18 protein-coding genes are annotated in these 20,578 nt (G+C 57.8%); 9 read left to right on the top strand and 9 right to left on the bottom strand.

From position 1 onward, the window contains the following. Window positions 1-4 precede the first annotated feature (4 nt). The 4 genes from ehuA to ehuB form a co-directional block, all read right to left on the bottom strand. Complete coding sequence (gene ehuA / locus ACIP21_RS13945; protein ID WP_400688708.1) at window positions 5-763, bottom strand: ectoine/hydroxyectoine ABC transporter ATP-binding protein EhuA; 759 nt, start codon at window positions 761-763, stop codon at window positions 5-7. Window positions 764-894: 131 nt separating this feature from the next. Beyond that, entirely contained in the window at window positions 895-1,554 is a 660-nt protein-coding gene (gene ehuD, locus ACIP21_RS13940) for an ectoine/hydroxyectoine ABC transporter permease subunit EhuD (RefSeq protein ID WP_400688317.1), read from the bottom strand. Continuing rightward, a complete protein-coding gene (gene ehuC / locus ACIP21_RS13935; RefSeq protein WP_400688315.1) occupies window positions 1,551-2,210 on the bottom strand; it encodes an ectoine/hydroxyectoine ABC transporter permease subunit EhuC in 660 nt (219 codons plus the stop codon). The genes ehuD and ehuC overlap by 4 nt, the downstream gene beginning before the upstream one ends. A 62-nt stretch (window positions 2,211-2,272) precedes the next feature. Then, a complete protein-coding gene (gene ehuB / locus ACIP21_RS13930; RefSeq protein WP_400688313.1) occupies window positions 2,273-3,130 on the bottom strand; it encodes an ectoine/hydroxyectoine ABC transporter substrate-binding protein EhuB in 858 nt (285 codons plus the stop codon). 227 nt (window positions 3,131-3,357) lie between these two features. Here ehuB and ACIP21_RS13925 point away from each other — a divergent pair, with 227 nt between their 5' ends. From ACIP21_RS13925 to ACIP21_RS13910, 4 genes are all read left to right on the top strand, one after another. Continuing rightward, a complete protein-coding gene (locus tag ACIP21_RS13925) occupies window positions 3,358-4,740 on the top strand; it encodes a PLP-dependent aminotransferase family protein (protein WP_400688311.1) in 1,383 nt (460 codons plus the stop codon). A 340-nt stretch (window positions 4,741-5,080) separates the two neighbouring features. Then, window positions 5,081-6,271, top strand: coding sequence for an ectoine hydrolase DoeA (gene doeA / locus ACIP21_RS13920; protein WP_400688310.1), 1,191 nt, complete (start codon window positions 5,081-5,083; stop codon window positions 6,269-6,271). Window positions 6,272-6,373: 102 nt separating this feature from the next. After that, window positions 6,374-7,552, top strand: a complete 1,179-nt coding sequence (gene argE, locus ACIP21_RS13915) for an acetylornithine deacetylase (protein WP_400688308.1) — start codon at window positions 6,374-6,376, stop codon at window positions 7,550-7,552. 318 nt (window positions 7,553-7,870) lie between these two features. Then, a complete protein-coding gene (locus tag ACIP21_RS13910) occupies window positions 7,871-9,274 on the top strand; it encodes an aminotransferase (protein WP_400688306.1) in 1,404 nt (467 codons plus the stop codon). A gap of 72 nt (window positions 9,275-9,346) precedes the next feature. Here ACIP21_RS13910 and ACIP21_RS13905 read toward each other — a convergent pair whose 3' ends face one another. Beyond that, window positions 9,347-9,904, bottom strand: a complete 558-nt coding sequence (locus ACIP21_RS13905; RefSeq protein ID WP_400688304.1) for an Lrp/AsnC family transcriptional regulator — start codon at window positions 9,902-9,904, stop codon at window positions 9,347-9,349. Between the two features lie 300 nt (window positions 9,905-10,204). Here ACIP21_RS13905 and argE (ACIP21_RS13900) point away from each other — a divergent pair, with 300 nt between their 5' ends. The 4 genes from argE (ACIP21_RS13900) (at window position 10,205) to ACIP21_RS13885 (ending at window position 15,387) form a co-directional block, all read left to right on the top strand. After that, window positions 10,205-11,419 (top strand): acetylornithine deacetylase, encoded by a 1,215-nt coding sequence (argE, locus tag ACIP21_RS13900; RefSeq protein ID WP_400688302.1) that lies wholly within the window; start codon window positions 10,205-10,207, stop codon window positions 11,417-11,419. A 113-nt stretch (window positions 11,420-11,532) separates the two neighbouring features. Further along, window positions 11,533-13,014 carry an amino acid permease gene (locus tag ACIP21_RS13895; protein WP_400688300.1) on the top strand — a complete coding sequence of 494 codons (1,482 nt, stop codon included), beginning with the start codon at window positions 11,533-11,535 and terminating at the stop codon, window positions 13,012-13,014. A 37-nt stretch (window positions 13,015-13,051) separates the two neighbouring features. Continuing rightward, window positions 13,052-14,254 (top strand): ectoine hydrolase DoeA, encoded by a 1,203-nt coding sequence (doeA, locus tag ACIP21_RS13890; protein ID WP_400688298.1) that lies wholly within the window; start codon window positions 13,052-13,054, stop codon window positions 14,252-14,254. A 215-nt stretch (window positions 14,255-14,469) separates the two neighbouring features. Beyond that, a complete protein-coding gene (locus ACIP21_RS13885; RefSeq protein WP_400688296.1) occupies window positions 14,470-15,387 on the top strand; it encodes a LysR substrate-binding domain-containing protein in 918 nt (305 codons plus the stop codon). A 16-nt stretch (window positions 15,388-15,403) separates the two neighbouring features. On the opposite strand, the gene ACIP21_RS13880 is transcribed toward ACIP21_RS13885, so the two are convergent. Continuing rightward, on the bottom strand, window positions 15,404-16,102 hold the full coding sequence (locus ACIP21_RS13880; protein ID WP_400688294.1) for an aspartate/glutamate racemase family protein: 699 nt from the start codon (window positions 16,100-16,102) through the stop codon (window positions 15,404-15,406). Next, window positions 16,089-16,841: a glutamine amidotransferase gene (locus ACIP21_RS13875; RefSeq protein WP_400688292.1), complete on the bottom strand. Its 753-nt coding sequence runs from the start codon at window positions 16,839-16,841 to the stop codon at window positions 16,089-16,091. The genes ACIP21_RS13880 and ACIP21_RS13875 overlap by 14 nt, the downstream gene beginning before the upstream one ends. A gap of 240 nt (window positions 16,842-17,081) precedes the next feature. Between ACIP21_RS13875 and ACIP21_RS13870 the strand changes: the two genes are divergently transcribed. Next, a complete protein-coding gene (locus ACIP21_RS13870) occupies window positions 17,082-18,191 on the top strand; it encodes a class II histone deacetylase (RefSeq protein ID WP_400688290.1) in 1,110 nt (369 codons plus the stop codon). A 3-nt stretch (window positions 18,192-18,194) separates the two neighbouring features. Here ACIP21_RS13870 and ACIP21_RS13865 read toward each other — a convergent pair whose 3' ends face one another. Both ACIP21_RS13865 and ACIP21_RS13860 read right to left on the bottom strand, forming a co-directional pair. Continuing rightward, window positions 18,195-19,172 carry a LuxR C-terminal-related transcriptional regulator gene (locus ACIP21_RS13865; protein ID WP_400688288.1) on the bottom strand — a complete coding sequence of 326 codons (978 nt, stop codon included), beginning with the start codon at window positions 19,170-19,172 and terminating at the stop codon, window positions 18,195-18,197. Between the two features lie 203 nt (window positions 19,173-19,375). Continuing rightward, a complete protein-coding gene (locus ACIP21_RS13860; protein WP_400688286.1) occupies window positions 19,376-20,578 on the bottom strand; it encodes a CaiB/BaiF CoA transferase family protein in 1,203 nt (400 codons plus the stop codon).

The following is a 20,578-nucleotide window of genomic DNA, read 5'->3' as shown; positions in this document are numbered from 1 at the left end:
TGAATCAGTTGGCTTCGCGCACGGCACTCAGGAATGCGCGGGTGCGCTCCTGCTGAGGATGGGTGAACAGCTCTTCCGGCGTACCCTGTTCGTGAATCCTGCCTTGGTGGAAGAAGCAGACACGATCGGCGAACTCGCGTGCGAAGCCCATCTGGTGAGTCACCATCAGCATGGTCAGATTGTGTTCTTCCCCCAGTTCGCGAATGACGTTGAGTACTTCGCCGCACAACTCGGGGTCGAGGGCAGAAGTCACTTCGTCGAACAGCATGACCTTAGGCCGCATGGCCAATGCGCGGGCCATTGCAACCCGCTGCTGTTGGCCACCGCTGAGCTGGGAAGGGTAGTTATCCATCTTGTTACCCAGACCGACTTTTTCCAGCAGGGTGGCGGCGCGCTCCCGTGCTTCGGCTTTGGGGATGGCCAGTACCTGCACCTGCGCTTCGATTACGTTCTGGAGCGCAGACATGTGCGGAAACAGGTTGAAGCTCTGGAACACCATGCCGATCTTGCCGCGCACTTTGCGAATGTGGGCGCTGCTGGGAGCAATACGATCGCCCCGCTTGTTGAGCATGTAGTTGAGCGGGTCTCCTTCGATGATGATCTCGCCCTCGTCAATGGTTTCAAGGGTCATCAACGCACGCAGCAAGGTCGACTTGCCTGAGCCGCTCGGCCCGATGATCGCTACTTTCTCGGCCGGCTTGACCGCCAGGTTGAGGTCATTCAGAACGGTAATATTGCCGTAGCGTTTGGTCACGTTGCGCATCTCGACGATGGCTGTGGCTGGCGTGATGATCGGCACACCACGCAGTTGCTCGCTCTGTGTCATGGCGCCGTTGCTCTTGAGGGCTGCTGAAAAATCCGACTGCTGGGAAGTCGAGCGGGAAAGATTCATTGTCATTTTTGGCTCTCCAGACGGGATTCAACGTTACGAACGCCCACCGCGAGTACGATGGAAATGATCAGGAAAAATGCGCCGACCATGGTAATGGGTTCAAGGAAACGGAAGCTTTCGGAGCCCAGGTTCTTGGCTTTGAGCATAATTTCCACAACAGTGATTGCAGAGAGCACCGGCGTTTCCTTCAGCATTGCGATGAGGTAATTGCCCATCGGTGGAAGGATCGGTTTGAGGGCCTGCGGAATGATGATGCGGCGGTACGCAGCCGATGCCTTCATGTTCAGGGCGGTGACCGCTTCCCACTGCCCTCTGGGTACGCTTTCCAGGCCTCCCCGGTAAACCTCCGCCAGGTAGCAGGCGTAGTGGAGGCCCAGACCGATCAGGCCTGCCTGCATTGCAGAAAGGTTGATCGAGAACGTCGGAAACACGTAGAAAATGAAGTAGATCTGGATGAGCAGCGGCGTGCTGCGCATGAACTCGATGAACAAACTGGCCGACCACGACAGCGTCTTGATGTGGCTGCGCCTTGCCAATGCGAGAAACAAACCCACCACGACCGCGATGCAAAACGCGAATACCGTGATTTGCAATGTTTTCACCGAGGCCAACAACAGTTCCGGAAGAATCTCCCAAGCGTAATCCCAATCGAAGATGTTCATCGCAGGCTTCCTCCCATACGACCAAGTTGTACGCGCTTCTCCACTCTGCGCATGGTCAGGCTGATGACCTGGGCCATGATGAAGTAGAGCAGCAGCGTCAACGCGTAAACTTTCACCGTCTCGAATGTGTACTGGTCGAGTTGTTTGGCGCGGAAGGACAAGTCGGCCAAGGTGATCAATGAAAGCAACGAGGTATTTTTAAGTAATTCAATCAGCAAGTTCGTGCCCGGTGGGATTGCCGCGACCATGGCTTGGGGCAAGATGATTCTGCGAAATTGCGAGAAGCGCCCGAAGTTTAACGCCGTGCAGGCTTCATATTGCCCTTTGGGAATTGCCTTGAATGCCCCTCGCATGATCTCTGCGCCATAGGCGCCTATATGTAAGCCCATACCAAGTACGGCGACTTGATACGGAGTCAGTTCGATATTGAATGGCGGCAGGGGTAGTACGAAAAACAGCCAGAATAATTGCACCAGCAGCGATGACCCTCTGAACACTTCCACGTAGCAGATGCTGAACCAACGAATCGGCTGCCATGTGGCGCGGCGCCCGAGTTCTGCAAGGATTGCGGCCGGAACGGCCAGTAAGGTGCTCAATACCGTGATCTGGATGGTGATCCAGGCTCCCTGCATGAGCAGTGGCATAAGTTCGCCCATAATGCTTCTCCAGGACTGCGGAAAGCCACCACACAAAGGAGTGGCCTCCCGGGTTCAAGACGTCAGGTTCTGCTGCACACTTCGGCGGCGGTCTTGTCTGGAATATTGGTTTCATCGAAGCCGAATTGGCTCACGGTTTTGCGATGCTCGTCACTGCCTAGCCACTTTTTCAGTTCGGCGTTGACAGCGTCACGCAAGGCCGTGTCATCGGGTCGGAAGGCAAGGGCGCCATAGTTGATATGGTCTGGGCTGTCTTGGAAATCTTGGACTGCTTCGACTTTATCCCCGCCTTTGGCTGCAATCCCCTTGACCGTCAGCCGGGTGCTGACGGCTGCGTCGGCGCGGCCAGCCAGAATTGCCTGCAACTGAGCTGTGGCATCTGGCACCTGGAGGATCTGATCGTCATTGATGCCGGCATCACGGGCGTACTTGGTGTAGACCGATCCTGCGAGCATGGCCAGTTTGGCGTCTGGGTTTTTCGCCACGTCTGCATAGCTGCGTAGATTTTTCGGATTGCCCGGTGCGACAAGGAACGTGTCGGTGATCTTGGACAGCGGATCGCTGAAAATTACCTGCTTGCAGCGTGCGGGAGTGATGTACATCCCTGCTGCAATGACGTCGAAACGCTTGGCAGTGAGCCCTGGAATGAGCGCCCCCCATTCCGTCAGTACGCCCGTGGCCTCTTTGACGCCAAGTCGTTTGAAGATCGCCTTGGCGATTTCTGGCGATTCTCCGGTCACCACACCATCCGGTGTGGCAAAGGCGAAGGGGGCTTCGCTGGCGTAGCCCACCCTGACTGAGCCTTTCTCGGTCAGCGATTCGAGTGTTGTTGCATGGGACGTCAAGGGTGTCGCAGCAACCAGGAACGCGGTGAGGACTGCTGCAGTGATACCGTTTTTTCTTGTATTTGTACTACTCATCGCATAACTCCTTTTGTGATCCGTATACGGCATAGGAGGCAGTATTTGAGTGTCGGTAGTTGTCGACCTGCGCTGGGTCGACGATCTGAAAAGCCGTACCAGAGGCATCGGCGGCGTTGTCCGGACGCAATTTGAGAATACCCAAACGGTTAGAAATCAGTAATGCTCTAGGGCATTAGCCGTTTGTCGACGGCAACTAACCATAAAAAGAACGGTGAGGTGAGTTCATGCTGGAAGAGTGGCGGGCAGCGTTGCAGCATGCAGAAGAGGGTGAGTCGAAGTACAAGACCTTGGTGAGAACCATCGCCGAGGATATCGAGCAAGGTCGGTTGGCGGAGCTGCAACGGTTGCCGTCTCAGCGCCAGGTAGCACACGCCTTGGGCATCAGCGGCCAGACCGTTACCAACGCTTATCAGGAACTGGAGCGCCTGGGGTTGCTGCGCTGCGAAGTCGGGCGCGGCAGCCATGTCTCCAAGCGCGTGACGAAACACATCACCACCTACATTCTCGATGAAGACCAGCCCGCGATTGCCGACCTTTCGACGGCAACGCTGATGCGCACAACCGAGCATGAGCGTTGTTGGCGGGCGTTGTGCGAGCGAATGAGTCAGGAGCAGGAGCAGCCCTGGTTACGCGCCTCCCGCCCCATCGCCGGAGCTCAGGCGCATCGAGAAATTGCCAGTGCCTGGATAGGCAGCCATGGTCTGAAAGTAGAACCGGGCCGAGTGATGATCACCAATGGCGCGACGCATGCGTTGCACATCGCACTGACCTCAATTACGGGTCATGGTGACCTGGTCGCCTGCGAGAACCTGACCGATCATGGGATCATCGGCAGTGCGCAGGTTGTGGGGTTCAGCCTGAAAGGGCTCGACACTGACGCATACGGCATCAAGCCCGAGGACTTCGATGATTTGTGCTGCAATGACCGCGTCACGGCGCTGGTTTGCACGCCCAACCTCAACAACCCGACCAGCAGCATCATGCCTGACGCGCGGCGCCGCGAGATTGCCGAGATCGCTGGAAATCATGGTGTTTTTATCATCGAGGACGATGTCTACGGCCCATTGCTGGGTGCCGGCAGCTACGTACCCATCAGTCAATATTTGCCGGACCTTTCGTTCTATTGCACCAGCCTGACCAAATCCGTGATGACCTCGCTTCGCGTTGGATTCCTGGTTCCCCCCAAGCGAGCTGCAGCCAGGGCTGAAACGGTATTGCGGCTAACCAGCTGGATGACCAACCCGATCATGTCGGAAGTGGCAGCCCGCTGGTTACGTGACGGTACGGCCGAGGTGCTGACCAAGGTGCAGCGTGAATTGATCGAGGCGCGTCAGGCGCTAGTCAGTGCCCACCTCAAGGAGTACATCCTGGCTCAGCACCCTCGTGCATTGATCACATGGCTTCGAGTGCCCCCGTACTGGGGGATGCAGGCCTTGGTGAGCCGATTACGCGAACTCGGTATTGCAGTCACTTCCTCCGAGCCGTTTACCGTACCGGGCGGTAAGCCGCCGCAGGCGATCCGAATTTCCATTGGTGCCGAGTACGACGACGAGCAGATGAAGCGGACACTCGAGCTGATCTCGGGCACGTTTGCTTCGGTTGTCTGAGCCTTGTGACAAAGCAAATTCAGCATCGATTATTCGGCGCCTGACCTAATCAGGTGCAGCATTCCTGGTGTTGCATCTTTATTGTGCGCACCCAATAAACTGCGCTTGTAAAAAATGTTCTAGGGCAATGAGGGTCAATTAAACGCTCGGTAAGCTGAGCTCGTAACCAGAAATCAAATTCGTGCTGTTGAAGTGCAACATTGCTACCGCAGGGTGGGAGGGCGTGAGTTTAAGCGACCTGATGCATTCTGTTGTAAATCAGCAGTCGGCGTTTGAGTGTTGTGCCTGTTTTTATGTTTCTTGAGGTAACGTGATTTCCATATAATAAAGGAGATGCGCTATGCCAGATTCAGTGATCAATTTGCCGTTTTCATTAAAGGAATATGATGAGCGCCTGACCAAAGTCAGGACTTCCATGCAGCAAAAAGGCATCGAGTTGCTGATCGTCACTGATCCTTCCAACATGGCCTGGTTGACCGGGTATGATGGTTGGTCGTTCTATACCCATCAATGCGTGCTGGTAGCACTTGATGGCGAGCCGGTCTGGTATGGCCGGGTTCAGGACTCCAATGGCGCCAAGCGCACGGTGTACTTGCAACTCGACAACATCATTCCTTATCCGGATATCTACGTTCAGACCCCTGAGCGCCATCCGATGGACTACCTGTGCAAGGAAGTCATCATCCCGCGCGGCTGGTCAAACCTGCGCATCGGCGTGGAAATGGATAACTATTATTTCAGCGCCGCCGCTTACCAGTCGTTGATCAAGCACTTGCCCAATGCCACCTTCAGTGATGCCGAAGGACTGGTTAACTGGCAGCGCGCAGTCAAGTCGCCGCAGGAAATCGTGTACATGCGCCGCGCCGCGCGCATTGTCGAGAACATGCACAACCGTATCCTGGAGGTCGTCGAACCGGGTATACGCAAGAACGATCTGGTGGCCGAGATTTACCACACAGCCATCGCTGGTACGCCAGAGCACGGCGGCGACTATCCCGCCATCGTGCCCATGCTGCCGACCGGTCCTGATGCCAGTGCTGCTCACCTTACCTGGGACGACACGCGCTTCGAGCGAGGGGCGGGCACCTTCTTCGAGATCGCTGGGTGCCACCGTCGGTATCACTGCCCGATGTCACGCACGATCTATCTGGGCAAGCCGCCGAAGCACTTCCTCGAAGCCGAGCAGGCCGTCGTTGAAGGTATCCATGCCGGCCTCGAAGCTGCTCGCCCAGGCAACACCACCGGGGATATCGCCCGGGCATTCTTCAAGGTGCTGGAAAAATTCGGCATCCACAAGGACTCACGTTGCGGCTACCCGATCGGTATCAGTTATCCGCCGGATTGGGGCGAGCGCACCATGAGCTTGCGTCCGACTGATACCAGTGTGCTCCAGCCCGGCATGACGTTCCATTTCATGCCTGGATTGTGGATGGACGACTGGGGCCTGGAGATCACCGAAAGCATCCTGATCACCGACACCGGGGTTGAAACCCTGGCCAACGTACCGCGCAAACTCTTCGTCAAAGACTGATGACCGCAGCGTCATGGCCTTCGTACTTTCAGTGCGGAGGCTTTGGCGATGCTTCCTAACCGTGGTTCCCGATGGGAACAGTATTCTCTGCAGGTTATACCCATGAATCAGATGGCTTCCCACCCGATCTCCCTCGACTGGATCGAGCGCCTGGTTTCGATCGACACCGTCAGCCGTAACTCCAACCTGGGGTTGATCGAGCTGGTGCGCGACGAATTGGCCAAGCTCGGGGTGCAGTCCGTGCTCACTCACCATTCGACTGGCAAATGGGCCAACCTGTTTGCCACCATCCCCAGCGTAACCGGCCAGACCACCGGCGGAGTCGTGCTGTCCGGCCATACCGATGTGGTGCCGGTAGACGGCCAGGACTGGGCGACCGACCCCTTCAAGCCAGTAATCATCGACGGCAAGATGTATGGCCGCGGCACCTGCGACATGAAAGGCTTCATCGGCGCATCGCTGGCCCTTGTGCCGCAGATGCAGGCTGCGCAGTTGCAAAAGCCGATTCACCTCGCGCTTTCTTTTGACGAGGAGGTGACCTGCCTGGGGGCGCCGATCATGATCGAGGAGCTGATGCGCCGCGGTGTGAATCCCGATGGCTGTATCGTCGGCGAGCCGACTGGCATGCGCCCGATCGTTGCCCACAAAGGCATCAATGCCTATGAATGCTGTGTTCACGGCCATGCGGCGCATTCATCGTTGACGCCTCACGGATTGAATGCCATCGAGTATGCCGCACGGCTGATCTGTTACATCCGTGACATGGCCGATGAGTTTAAGCAGAAGGGGCCGTTCGATCAGCTCTATGACGTGCCATTCACCACGGCTCAGGCCAGCACCATCGTAGGTGGCAACGCGATGAATACCGTGCCGGCGCTGTGCAAGTTCCAGTTCGAATTCCGCAACCTGCCAACCATGAACCCGAAGCCTATCTTCGAGCGCATTCAACGTTATGCCAACGAAGTGCTGTTGCCGCAGATGCAGAAAGAGCATGCCAGTGGCGCCATCGACTTCACCCTTATCTCCGATGCGCCGGGTCTAGACGCGTCGGAGCAGGCTGCGATCACTCAGCTAGTGCGAGCACTGACCGGTGATGACGAAAAGCGCAAGGTGGCTTACGGCACCGAGGCCGGACAGTTCCAGGAGGCGGGTATTCCGAGTGTCATTTGTGGGCCGGGTGACATCATGCAGGCGCACAAGGCCAACGAGTTCGTGACGCTGGAACAGATTGGCCAGTGTGAGGCATTCATCCAGAAGGTCATTCGCAGTCTTGAGCAATAGGCCACCCACCAAGGTCAGCCCTCAGGGCGTCAGGCTTGGCCTTTCCCCTGACAGTGGTATCAGCGAGTGCGTTGGTTGACTCTGGTTGTATGAAAGGTGTTTTTTGCAATATTTGTATCAAATGCAAAGCACGAAGCAAAAACAGTTGACGTATGTGCTTGTTCGTGTGATTTTACATTTCATATGATCGCTGGTGTCGATGGCGTGACCGAGAGGCTGGGTGTGGAATGCCCAGCCTGCAGGCAGGTCGGCTAAGGGTCATCTAGCCCTGGTGGACGGGTTCAGCCCTGAAACCATTGACCAAGACAGGAAAGTGCTATGAACGATAAAAACTACCAAGAAATCATGGAGCAGGATCGCGCGTCGGTACTGCACCCTTTCACTCAGCTCAAAGACTTGGCCACCGGTAAGATCGACCCCACCGTGATCGTCGATGCCAAAGGCATCCGCGTGACCGACTCCACCGGCCGTGAGTACATCGACAGCTTTGCCGGCCTGTACTGCATGAACCTGGGTTATGGCCGTACCGAAATCGCCGATGCGATTTCCGAGCAGGCACACAAGCTGGGCTTCTTCCACACTTACGCAGGCCACACCACCGATCAGCTGGCTCGCCTGTCGTCGCGTCTGGTCAAGATGGCACCTGGCAAGATGAGCAAGGTGTTCTATGGCCAGTCCGGTTCGGACGCCAACGAAACCCAAGCCAAGCTGGTGTGGTACTACAACAACTTGCGCGGCAAGCCGAACAAAAAGAAGATCATTGCCCGTGAGCGCGCCTACCACGGCAGCTCGATCATCTCCGGCTCGATGACCGGCATGAGCTTCTACCACAACAACATGGACCTGCCGCTGCCGATCATCCTGCGCACTGGCGTTCCTCACTACTACTGGGGTTCCAACCCAGGCGAAACCGAAGAGCAGTTCTCTGCTCGCCGCGCCGCTGAACTCGAAGAGCTGATTCTGAAAGAAGGTGCGGACACCATCGGCGCCCTGATTGGTGAGCCGGTGCTGGGTTCGGGTGGTATCGTGCCGCCGCCAAAGGGTTACTGGACCGAGATCAAGCGGGTACTGGACAAGTACGACATCCTGCTGATCGCTGACGAAGTGGTTTGCGGCTTCGGTCGTACCGGCAAGATGTTCGGCTGCGACCACTTCGGTCTCGAGCCAGACCTGATCACCTGCGCCAAAGGCCTGACCTCTGCCTACTTCCCGCTGTCGGCCGTGATTGTCAGCGAGAAGGTGTACAAGGTCTTCGAAGACGGCGCAGACAAAGTGGGCCCGTTCTCGCACGGCTACACCTACTCGGGCCACCCGATCGGCCTGGCCACTGCCAACGCAGTTCTGGACATCATCGAGCGGGAAAACATCCCGGAGCATGCTGAGAAGGTTGGCGCCTACTTCCTGCAGAGCCTGAAGGAAACCTTCGGCAATTGCCCGATCGTGGGCGAGGTCCGCGGTATTGGCCTGCTGGCTGCACTGGAGTTCGTAGCCGACCCTGAGAAGAAGGTCCGCTTCGATGCATCGCTGAAAGTGGGTGCCCGCATTTCCCAGGCTGCCCGTGATCGCAACCTGATCGCCCGTGCAATGCCGCATGGCGATATCCTGGGCTTCTCGCCACCGCTGACCATCACCATCGACGAGGTCAACGAAATCGTCGAGCTGACCCGTCAGGCAGTCGAGCAGGTTGTCGGTGAGCTGCGTGCTGAAGGCGTGATCGCTTAAGCGGGTAGTCCGAACAAGAAGGCGCCAGGTGTGAAGCCTGGCGCCTTTTTTGCTTTCAGGTCCATGCGTTATTCATGCCTCCCGCTGTTCCTTGAGGAATTCCTCGATTTCCAGCAGCAACCCTTCGGAGAAATTCTTCGCTGGCATTTCAGCGATCGACACTTGAGTGGCAGTCCCCTGCAGGCCAGTGATCTGCCAAACCCTGTCCATGAGGATGGCGCGCAGGTGATTGTGGTCTCGGGCCCGGAGGCGCACCAGCAGGTCGAGGTCGCCGGTGACTAGTAGCACGTCCTGCACCTCGGGGATTTTCCACATCTGGCTCATCACATCACCGATGTCATAACCGGGGGTGGCTACCACCGACAGGAAAACAGTCAGCGGGTAACCCATCGCGGCCCAATCCACCTCGGCAGTGTAACCGCGGATGACGCCTGCCTTTTCCAGGCGGCTCATGCGCTCGCTGACAGTGGGGGCGGAGATGCCCAGGTTTCCGGCGATCTGACGCTGAGAGAGCCGGGCGTCGGTCACCAGCACCTTGAGCAGGGCCAGGTCGACCTCATCGAATCCAAAGGTAGGCGTTTCGGGAGCAGTCACCTGGCGGATGGTGGAGTGGGTGGAGGATTTTTGCACGTAGTGCTCCTGAGAGGGGGTCGGGTTTACAAATGTAAGCCTATCACACCGAATGGCAGTAAGAATTTCAAATGCAAAAGATCAATGGTTTTAATATCTTTCATGTGAAAGAGATGTAGTTAATTGTCTTGCCGTACGAAAGGCGTTGTGTAATATTCTCTTTGCGAATGAATTTGATCGCTCGTGACCGGGACGAGCGTCAAGGCTACGCAAGACTCCGCTGCAGGACCTCAGGGCCGAGAGCCTCGATTCGTTCCGGCGGACGCGCAAAGACAAGAGGCTGACTTGAGGAGCCCCTGAATGAATACGTTTGAAGCACTCGGTACCGCCGCTGGCACAGCTGGGCAGATGCCTGCTTCTCTGGAATGGGTGAAGCGGCTGGTGGCGATGAACACCGTAAGCCGTCTTTCCAATCTGGAGCTGATCGAAGACGTGCGTGGATATCTGACCGGGCTGGGTGTCGAATGCACCCTCACGCACCACAAGAGCGGGCAGTGGGCGAACCTTTTCGCAACCATTCCGGCGAGCTCCGGCGTCACCCACGGTGGCATCGTGCTGTCGGGCCATACCGACGTAGTGCCAGTGGATGGCCAGGACTGGCATAGCGATCCGTTCAAGCCTGAGGTGCGGGACGGCAAGCTGTATGGTCGTGGCACCTGTGACATGAAGGGGTTCATTGGTGCCGGCTTGCACATGGTGCCGGAAATGCTGGGAATGCGCTTGGCCCGGCCGATTCACTTTGCCTTGTCGTTCGATGAGGAAGTGACTTGCCTGGGTGCGCCGCTGATGATCGAAGAGCTGATGAAGCGTGGCATCAACCCAGACGGTTGCATCGTCGGTGAGCCAACCAACATGCGCCCGATCATCGCGCACAAAGGCATCAATGCTTATCGCTGCTGCTTCAAAGGCCACGCTGCCCATTCGTCGCTGACGCCGCACGGGCTGAATGCCATCGAATATGCCGCGCGGCTGATCTGCTTCATTCGCGACACCGCGGAAGGATTCCGTCGCAGTGGCCCGTTCGACGAGCAGTACGATGTTCCGTTCACCACCGCGCAGACCAGCACCATCAGCGGCGGCAACGCGATGAATACCGTGCCGGCCGAATGCAATTTCGAGTTCGAGTTCCGCAACCTGCCGACCCTTGATCCAAAAGTGATCTTCAAGCAGATCGAAGCCTACGCCTTCGATGTACTGCTGCCGAAGATGAAGGCAGAACACCCCGATGCGGCCATTGCCTTCGACATGATCTCTGATGCACCGGGCCTCAACGCCAGCGAGCAGGCGGAAATCACCAAACTGGTGCGTGCGCTCACGGGTGACCAGGACAAGCGCAAGGTTGCGTATGGCACCGAGGCTGGCCAATTCCAGGATGCCGGGATCCCCAGCATCATCTGCGGCCCAGGTGACATTCTGCAGGCACACAAGGCTAACGAATACCTTTCGCTGGACCAGCTGGCTCAGTGTGAAAGCTTCCTGCGCAAAGTGGTGCGCAGCGTTTCGCTCGATCAATAAGTTCAGGTCAAGCCACTGCTGCAGTGGCTTGTTCGAACCTGACATCTCCCGATTTGTAATGCTCGACCTTAGTTCTGCCTTAAATAAAGTTAATAAAATCAAAGGTGAAAGGTATGCAAAAGCAACCCGTGCACGCATCGTCGGATGCGTCGGCCAGCACCCCTGACGGTGAAGGCACATTGGTTCGCGGCTTGGCGAACCGCCATATCCAGTTGATCGCCATCGGCGGCGCCATCGGTACTGGCCTGTTCATGGGCGCCGGCAAGATGATCCATGTCTCCGGATCGTCCATTGTCCTCACATACGCCATCATTGGCTTCTTCCTGTTCTTCGTCATGCGCGCGCTCGGTGAGTTGCTGCTGTCGAACTTGAAGTTCAAGACATTCGCGGACTTCGCCACCCATTACCTTGGGCCGTGGGCTGGCTTCTTCGTTGGCTGGTCGTACTGGATGACGCTGGTGATCGTGGGTGTGGCCGACTTCATCGTGATCGGTGGTTACTTCAAATTCTGGTTCCCGGACTTGTCGCCCTGGATACCCGGGATGGGCACGCTGGCTTTCCTGTTCCTGCTGAACATCATGGCGGTCAAGGCTTTCGGGGAAATGGAGTTCTGGTTCGCCCTGATCAAGATTATCGCCATCGTGTCGCTGATTGTGGCGGCCTTCGTGATGGTCGCCAGCGGGTTCGTCTCGCCCACGGGAGTAACGGCTTCGTTCAAGCATGTGATCGAGCCTGGAACGATGTTCCCTAATGGCATCATGGGTTTCTTCGCCGGTTTCCAGATCGCCATTTTCTCTTTCGCAGGCATCGAGTTGCTGGGTACCACGGCCGCTGAAGCCAAGGACCCCTACAAAACCCTGCCCAAGGCCATCAACGCTGTACCGATCCGGGTGCTGCTGTTCTACGTACTGTCTCTGTCCTGCATCATCGCCGTTTCTTCCTGGGCCATGGTTGCCCCGGACAAGAGCCCGTTCGTTCAGTTGTACCAGATCGCCGGTCTGCCAATCGCGGCAGGTGTGATCAACTTCGTGGTGATCAGCTCGGCCATGTCGGCGGGCAACTGCGACGTGTTCTCTTCCAGCCGCATGCTGTTCGGTTTGTCGTGTGAAGTTGATGCGCCTTCGGTGTTCAAGCGCCTGTCGAAGTCTGCGGTGCCTATGCCTGCGCTGATCTTCTCGTGCTTCTGCATGTTCATGGGCACTGCGCTGCTGGTATTGATTCCAGACCTGATGACAGTGTTCACCACGGTGTCGACCATCGCGGCGATCCTGTTCATTTTCACCTGGTGCATCATCCTGGGTTCGTACCTGGCCTACCGTGCCAAACGACCTGATCTGCATGAAACCTCGACGTTCAAGATGCCTGCCGGGATCTTCATGTCCTGGGCATGCCTTGTGTTCTTCGTCTTCGTTCTCGGCCTGCTCGCGCTGGAGCCTGATACGCGCCAGGCACTGGTTTTCATGCCGCTGTGGTTTGTCTATCTGTTCGTGATGTATCGCATTCAGCGCGTCAAAAAGCGCGCGATCAAGCGCGGTCTTTCAGCCGCATCTGTGCAAACAAGTGGCGCCCGCCCAGAAGCAGCGGCAGGTGTCTGAGTGGCCCAACACTCAACGTTTTACGGTAGGAGTCGGTATGAGTGAGAGTGGAAGTGGTTTCCCGTCTCTGAGGCAGTATTTCACTGTCGACGAGTACGCGGCGAGGTTGGTCCGGGTCCGGCAGATGATGCAGCAGCGCGGTGTCGAGTTGCTGATTGTTGCCGACCCTTCGAATATCGCCTGGTTGACGGGGTATGACGGTTATTCGTTCTACAACCACCAGTACGCTGTGGTCGCGATGGAAGGTGAGCCTGTCTGGTACGGCCGAGGCCTGGATCTGAACGGAGCTCGGGCAACGACTTACCTGGCCAATGACAACCTGGTGGGGTACCCGGAGGAATACGTTCAGCGCGACTTGCACCCGATGGAGCATTTTGCCCGGGAAGTGATCCAGGCACGCGGTTGGGAGCGCCGGGTTGTCGGACTTGAAATGGACAGCTTCTATTTCTCGGCCGCCAGCTTCATGACCCTGCGTATGTTGTTGCCCAATACCAGCTGGGTGGACGTCAACAACCTGGTCAACCTGGCCCGTGCGGTCAAGTCCGAGGCCGAGCTTGAGTACATGCGTATAGGTGGCCGTATTCTCGAGAAGATGTACGAGCGTGTGGTCGAAGTGGCCGAGCCGGGTGTACGCAAGGCTGATGTGGTAGCCGAGATCTATTCCACGGCCATCCGTGGTGTCGACGGGTTTGCCGGTGACTATCCGTCGATCGTGCCGATCGTACCGTCTGGCATTGAGGCCGCTACGCCTCACCTGACGTGGGATGATTCGGTTCTGGTCGCAGGTGAAGGCACGTTCTTCGAGATTGCTGGCGTATACCGTCGTTATCACTGCCCGGTTTCACGTACGGTGTTTCTGGGCAAACCGCCGAAGAAGTTCCTCGATGCGGAAAAAGCAGTGGTCGAGGGGATCGAGGCAGGGCTTGAGGTCGCGCGGCCAGGTAACACTTGCGAAGACATTGCCCGCGCTTTCTTCGATGTCATGGCCAAGCACGGTATCAAGAAGGCAGGGCGTGTCGGCTACCCGGTCGGTCTCAGCTATCCACCTGACTGGGGCGAAAGAACCACCAGCTTGCGCATTGGGGACCAGACGGTCCTGCAACCTGGCATGACGTTCCATTTCATGCCGGGCCTGTGGTTCGACGATTGGGGTATCGAGATCACCGAAACCATTGCGATCACTTCCACTGGGGTGAGTTGCCTGAGCAACGTCCCTAGGAAGATGTTCGTCAAGGAGTAAGTGCGTCCAGGCGCAGGGTAAGTCGGACTGTTCTGACGACTACCGTACTTGCCCGACGCGTGGATGAAAGGGGAGCCAGAGAGTTACAGCCCCCCCCCGCTTGGCGCTGGCTTCCCGAACTTACGCAACCTCCGCATCCGCGGAGGTTTGTTTTTTTCCGACACACATTCTTGATTGAAGAACCAGGCAGGGATATTTTTCTTTTTATGAGAAATATGGACCTTGAAGATTTGCACATCTTCCGCGCTGTGGTTCAGCACGGGGGAATCGCCCATGCCGCCCGGCAGCTGAATCGCGTGCCGTCCAATGTGACGACGCGAATAAAACAGTTGGAAGAGCGCTTGAGCGTGGCGCTGTTCCGGCGACAGGGGCGGCATCTGGTGCTTACTGACAATGGGCATACATTGCTCAGGCATGCACAACGGTTGCTACAGATGGCCGATTTGGCCGAGCAAGAGCTGCAAACTGGTATCGCAGCGGGTGTGCTGCGTCTGGGCTCCCTGGAGAGCACCGCGGGTGCCCGGCTGCCACCCTATCTATCGGCTTATCATCAGCACTTCCCGGAAGTCAGCATCGAATTGCAGACCGGCATCACTGATGTGTTGCTGCAAAAGCTTGCGCAATATGAACTGGACGCAGCATTCGTCGCCGAGCCGTTCGAGCTTGGGCGGTTTTCCAGTGTGCCCGTCTTCGATGATGTCTTGACCCTGATCACTGCCAAGGGGGAGGCCACAATCAGTCAGGCAGCCGATTTGCAAGGGAGGACGGTGGTGGTATTCCCGCATGGTTGCTCTTATCGGCGGCGCCTGGTGGAGTGGCTGGCCGAAGAAGGCGTCTCACCCGGTAAGCTTCTCGAGTTTGGCTCTTATCACGCAATCGTGGCCTGTGTGGCAGCAGGGATGGGAGTCGGTGTCATCTCCCAGGCGTTGCTCGATCATGCAGTGCTGGGTACCAGCGTTCAGTGCCATCCGTTGCCGGCTGCATTGGCGAGCAATCGAACGCATCTGGTATGGCAGGGAGAGATGACTGCGCCTGTGGCAGCTTTCATGCATCTTTTGCAGACTCCCGAAGCCGCCGCTGAGTGTATGCGGCCTAGGGCTGGTAGCGAAGCTCAGCCAGCCCTGGTGAAGTGATGCTGCAGCTTTACTTTCACTCGCCAAGGGCGAAGGCGACAGCGGCATCGACATGAATGGCAGTTGAATCGAAGCCTGGTAGCGGGAGCTTGTCCGTTTCCAGAATCATGCAGATCTCGGTACAGCCGAAAATAACCGAGTCAGCGCCTTGGGCTTTGGCTGTTTCAATGATACTGATCAGCAGATCACGCGAACCAGCGAGCACTTTACCGATGCTCAACTCGTCAAAAATGATGTTGTGGATCTGCTCCCGTGCTTCGGCATCTGGAACCATGACGTCGATGCCCGCTGCTTTCATCCGGGCCGGATAGAAGCCGTTCTCCATGGTGTATCGCGTAGCGATCAGCAGTGGCTTGCGTTTGTTGGCAGCGATCAGGCGCTGGCCAACCGCGTCGACGATATGGATGAAGGGCAGGGGCGTGGCCTGGGATACTGCGTCAGCTACCAGGTGCATGGTAACCGCGCAGATCATGATGCAATCGGCTCCGCCCGCTTCCAGGCTGCGCGCCACCGCGGCAAGGTGGTCACCCGCATCGTTCCAGCGGTTGGTTTTCTGCATGTCGACGATGGTCTGAAAGTCGACAGAGTGCAAAAGCACTTGTGCAGAGTGCAGGCCGCCCAGGCGTTGGTTGATCGCTTCGTTGATCCGGCGATAGTACACGGCAGAGCCCTCGAAGCTCATACCGCCAATCAGGCCTATTTTACGCAGGGACATGGTGACTCTCCATTGGGCTGGAAACGGTTTGACAACTGTGTTGAATAAAACTGAGCAGCAGACGCCTGGCGTGGGCGGTGTCTTGAAGGGCTGTCAGCAGCTTCGCTGGGTCCAGTCCTTGAGTTGCAAGTGTTGACTCACGACGGCGTATGCAGGCCGCTGCCAAGGGTAGGGTGAATTCTGGATGGAACTGAACCGAAATGGCATTTGCTGCATAGCGGATGATCTGGTGTGGATCATGATCCGAGTACGCAAGCACCTGGGCGCCAGGCGGTAGGCCAGTGACGGTCTGCAGGTGAGTGAGGTGAGCAGGAAACGCTGACGGCCATTGGCCGAGCAGCGGGTCGCTGGTGCCCGCTGCAGTCCGCCGGACTGGCAGACAGCCGATTTCGCAACCGTCAGCATGGTAGTCGACGCTTCCTCCCAAGGCGTGGGCCATGAGTTGGTGTCCGTAGCAAACCCCGAACAGCGGCATGCCCACTGCCATCGCCTGGCGGATCCAGCCAGCGAGGTTTTCGCTCCAGGGGTGCCTGTCAGTCACCATCGACCATGATCCGGTAATGATGGCTACTCGATCGATGGTGGGGTTGGGCAGCGTTTCGCCCAGGTAGGCCTTGACCACTTCCACACTGTGCCCGGTGCCTTGCATCGCATTGAGAAACCACTCGGGTATGTCGCCGTTGTCATCGCGCACGTCTTCTGGAGCGGTACCTGCCTGGAGGATTACGACATCGGTCACGTTGAGCTAAGCCTGATAGTGGGTGATTAGCAGCTGATGCTAGCGAGCCTTTTCAAGCATGAATACTGAATTGTCATGACTGATATTTCTCATTTTGAGAAATATGGGCGTGAGTGTTCTGACTTGCATAGGCTCAGGTGATACAGGACGCAGGGCTGAGAAAATCGGTAGTTCTACGGAGGTGTTGGACGTTCGAGATGAATACGATCCAGGGACAATAACCACAAGAAGGAGTCACCCATGTCCATTGGATACGTCTGGAATACCCTGTATGGCTGGATGGATACCGGAACCGGAAGCATGATGGGCGCCAGCGTTGGCGCTCGACTGCAACCCATCACCCATCACCTGGCCCATCCTGATACCAAGCGTCGCTTTCACGAACTGGTCTGCGCGTCCGGGCAGTTGGAACATCTGCGCAGCATCCAGGCCATCAAAGCCACAGCTGAAGACATCAACCGTGTCCACGTTCCCGAGCATTTGCAGAACATGCAGCGCATCAGCGCCTTGCCTGCTGGCGGCGATGCTGGCGACGGTGTGACGATGCTGGGTAATGGCGGGCTTGAGATCGCGCTGCTTTCAGCGGGTGGGGCGATCGAACTGACGCGCAAGGTGGTGCAAGGCGAGGTATCATCTGGTTACGCACTGGTCAACCCACCGGGCCATCATGCCCCGCGGCAAGGGGCATTGGGTTTCTGTGTCTTCAACAATACTTCTGTTGCCGCCGCCTATGCGCGCGAGGTCTTGGGTCTGAAGCGCGTAGCGATCGTCGACTGGGATGTTCATCACGGTAACGGCACCCAGGATATCTGGTGGCAAGATCCGAGCGTGCTGACCATTTCCTTGCACCAGCACCTCTGCTATCCGGCCAACCTGGGTTACACGACCGAGCGCGGGGAGGGTGATGGTCACGGCTACAACCTCAATGTGCCTCTCCCACCAGGCGGTGGTAATGCCGCTTACCGTTATGCCATGGAAAAAGTTGTCGTACCGGCACTGCACGCCTATCAGCCGGAACTGATCATCGTCGGCTCCGGCTTCGACGCCAGCATCATGGACCCACTGGCGCGGATGATGGTGACCGCGGCTGGTTTCCGCAACCTGGCGCGTACTATCATCGACTGCGCCAAGGATGTATGCGAGGGGCGTATCGTGTTTGTCCAGGAGGGGGGATACAGTCCGCATTACCTGCCATTCTGCGGTTTGGCGGTGATCGAGGAGCTGACCCAGGTGCGCACGGTTGCAGACCCCTTCAATGACTTTCTCACCACCATGGGCGGTGATGAGTTGCTGACTGCAGAGCGCGAGGCGGTGGACAGCGCCGCGAAATTGGTGCGCGATATCCGCTGAGGGTCAAGGCCTGAGCCTGCCGGCATGGCGCGGCTCAGGCCTGGGTGTCATGCAACTGCCATGCAGGCTGGCGAAGAGGATGCCATCAGGGTCAGGAATGTACCAGTGATTGATGGCGGCCTTCACCGCAGCCTGGGAGCGTCTGCTGACGTCCAGCTTTCTGAGCAGCGAGGAGACATGGCTGTGCACGGTCCTCTCGCTGACATGCAGGGCGCGGGCGATTTCCTGATCGGCCAGGCCGGCGATCAGCCAGCTAAGTGTGTGCAACTCCTTGCCGGTGATCTGCTGCGGGTACAGCACGGGTGTGAAATGGGCCAGCACCCCGTTTGAGGCTAACGATACCGCCGTTACGCTGTAGCAATGCCGACCATCCGGCCAATAGAAACGTATCGGTTGAGTGCCGCGAGGCAGGTGTGACAGCGTCTGCGTAAGACGGTCGCAGGCATGCGGGGCAAGCAGCCTGGAGGCGCCTGTGCAATGGTTATTGGCAATGCGCAGGGTGAAGGATTCCGGTGTGTGCAACACCAGCGTTGCTCGTTCGAGGGCTGTTTCGATGACTTGCCTGGCCACTCGGGCAAGCTTGCGGCTCTCGATACCATAGGCGCATTCGGTTTTGCTGGAAAAGTGCGCCAGCCCTATAGGGCGATCCTGGTGCCACAGCTCCAGCGTCATGCCGTCCCGAAAGCCCTGCCGATGCAAGGCCAGTTTGTAGATGTCGGTGCTGCGAAATGGCGGGTACAGATCATCGCCTTGCTGGGAAATCGACGGCGGAAGCAGTTGCGCTGGCGAAACGCAGGCGGTGAAGCCGGGTGGGTACAGGGCTGGAAAATCGTGAGACAGCGCCTGGGTGCAAGCACTGTCGTATCCCTCGCTCCAAAGCTGCAGGTGATGGCCGTCTTCGGTGCAATTGGTGAGGATCAGCGCAGCATCGAAATCGACCAGCATTTTCAGCGTCTGGATGCAGTCGTTCAGCGAGTTCATGGCCCATTCCCTCTTGCTCAGCCACCCTTTCACGGCGGTCTGACCTGATGCTGCAGGGCGGCAGGGGTACTGACTATCCAATTTCAGCAGCCTTGCAGATGGCGCTCATCAGTGTCGACGGGCCATCGCAAGTTCTGTCATCTGCAGCTGGAGCTTCAGGCGCTTGAGCCGTTCGGCGAGCGTACAGCCCGCCGCGTTTCGGATCAGATGATGTTGTCTTTGGTCAGTTGGTCGATCTGGCCCACGTTATAGCCCAGCTCCGCCAGAATCGAAGACGAATGCTGCCCGACTGCCGGAACGTCGCCCATGCGTGGCTCGAACGCCGAGCTGCGTCCTGGGGGTAGCAGTGCGGGTAAGGTGCCCGCCGGGCTGCCCACCTCACGCCAGCGATCGCGCGCCTTGAGCTGTGGATGCTGCCATACGCCGGCCATCTCGTTGACCCTTGCATTGGCGATCTGTGCTTCATCCAGGCGCTGCACCACGGCGTCGGCGCTGAGGCTGGAGAACAAATCGAGAATGATCTGCCGCAGCTCCACCCGGTTGGCCGAGCGCAGTGGGTTGGTGGCAAAGCGCGGGTCATCGGCAAGCTCGGGCAGTTGCAATACGCTCTCGCAGAACGACCGCCACTCGCGCTCGTTCTGCAGACCCAGCATGACCACGCCGCCGTTGCCCGCATTGAAGGGGCCGTAGGGGTAGATGGTGGAGTGCGAGGCGCCGGCCCGTGGCGGTGGTGGCGCGTCGTTGTAGGCGTAGTACAGCGGATAGCCCATCCACTCCACCAGGCTCTCGAGCATGGAGATGTCGACGCGGCTGCCGGCGCCGGTCTTCTCGCGCAGCAGCAGCGCACTGAGAATGTTGGTGTAGGCGTACATACCGGCGGCAATGTCGGCAATCGAGCAGCCGGCCTTGGCCAACTGGTCTTCGCCCTGGCCGCCGGTCACCGACAGAAAACCGCCTTCGCTCTGGATGAGCAGGTCATAGGCTTTCTTTTTCTCGTACGGGCCGCCGACGCCATATCCAGATATGTCGCAGACGATCAGGCGCGGAAAGCGCTCCTTCAGCGCCTCGTAGTCGAGCCCCATGCGCGCTGCCGCACCTGGCGCCAGGTTCTGGATCAGCACGTCGGCGTCTTCCAGCAACTTGAGCAGGATTTCCTTGCCTTCGGCAGCCTTGAGATCCAGGCCCAGGCTCTCTTTCGAGCGGTTGGTCCAGACGAAGTGGGAGGATAGGCCATTGACTCGAGTATCGTAGCCGCGGGCGAAATCACCGCTGCCTGGCCGTTCTACCTTGATAACTCGGGCGCCGAGGTCTGCAAGTTGACGGGTGCAGAAGGGGGCCGCGATTGCGTGCTCCAGGCTGATGACTTTGACGCCGTCCAGCGGCCTGACAGTGTGTGCATTGTTCAT

Source organism: Pseudomonas sp. NPDC089401 (genome assembly GCF_044749485.1).
In the GTDB taxonomy this organism is placed as follows: Bacteria; Pseudomonadota; Gammaproteobacteria; order Pseudomonadales; family Pseudomonadaceae; genus Aquipseudomonas.
Note: the sequence above shows the minus strand (reverse complement) of the source record. Positions and strands in the feature narration are given on the sequence as shown.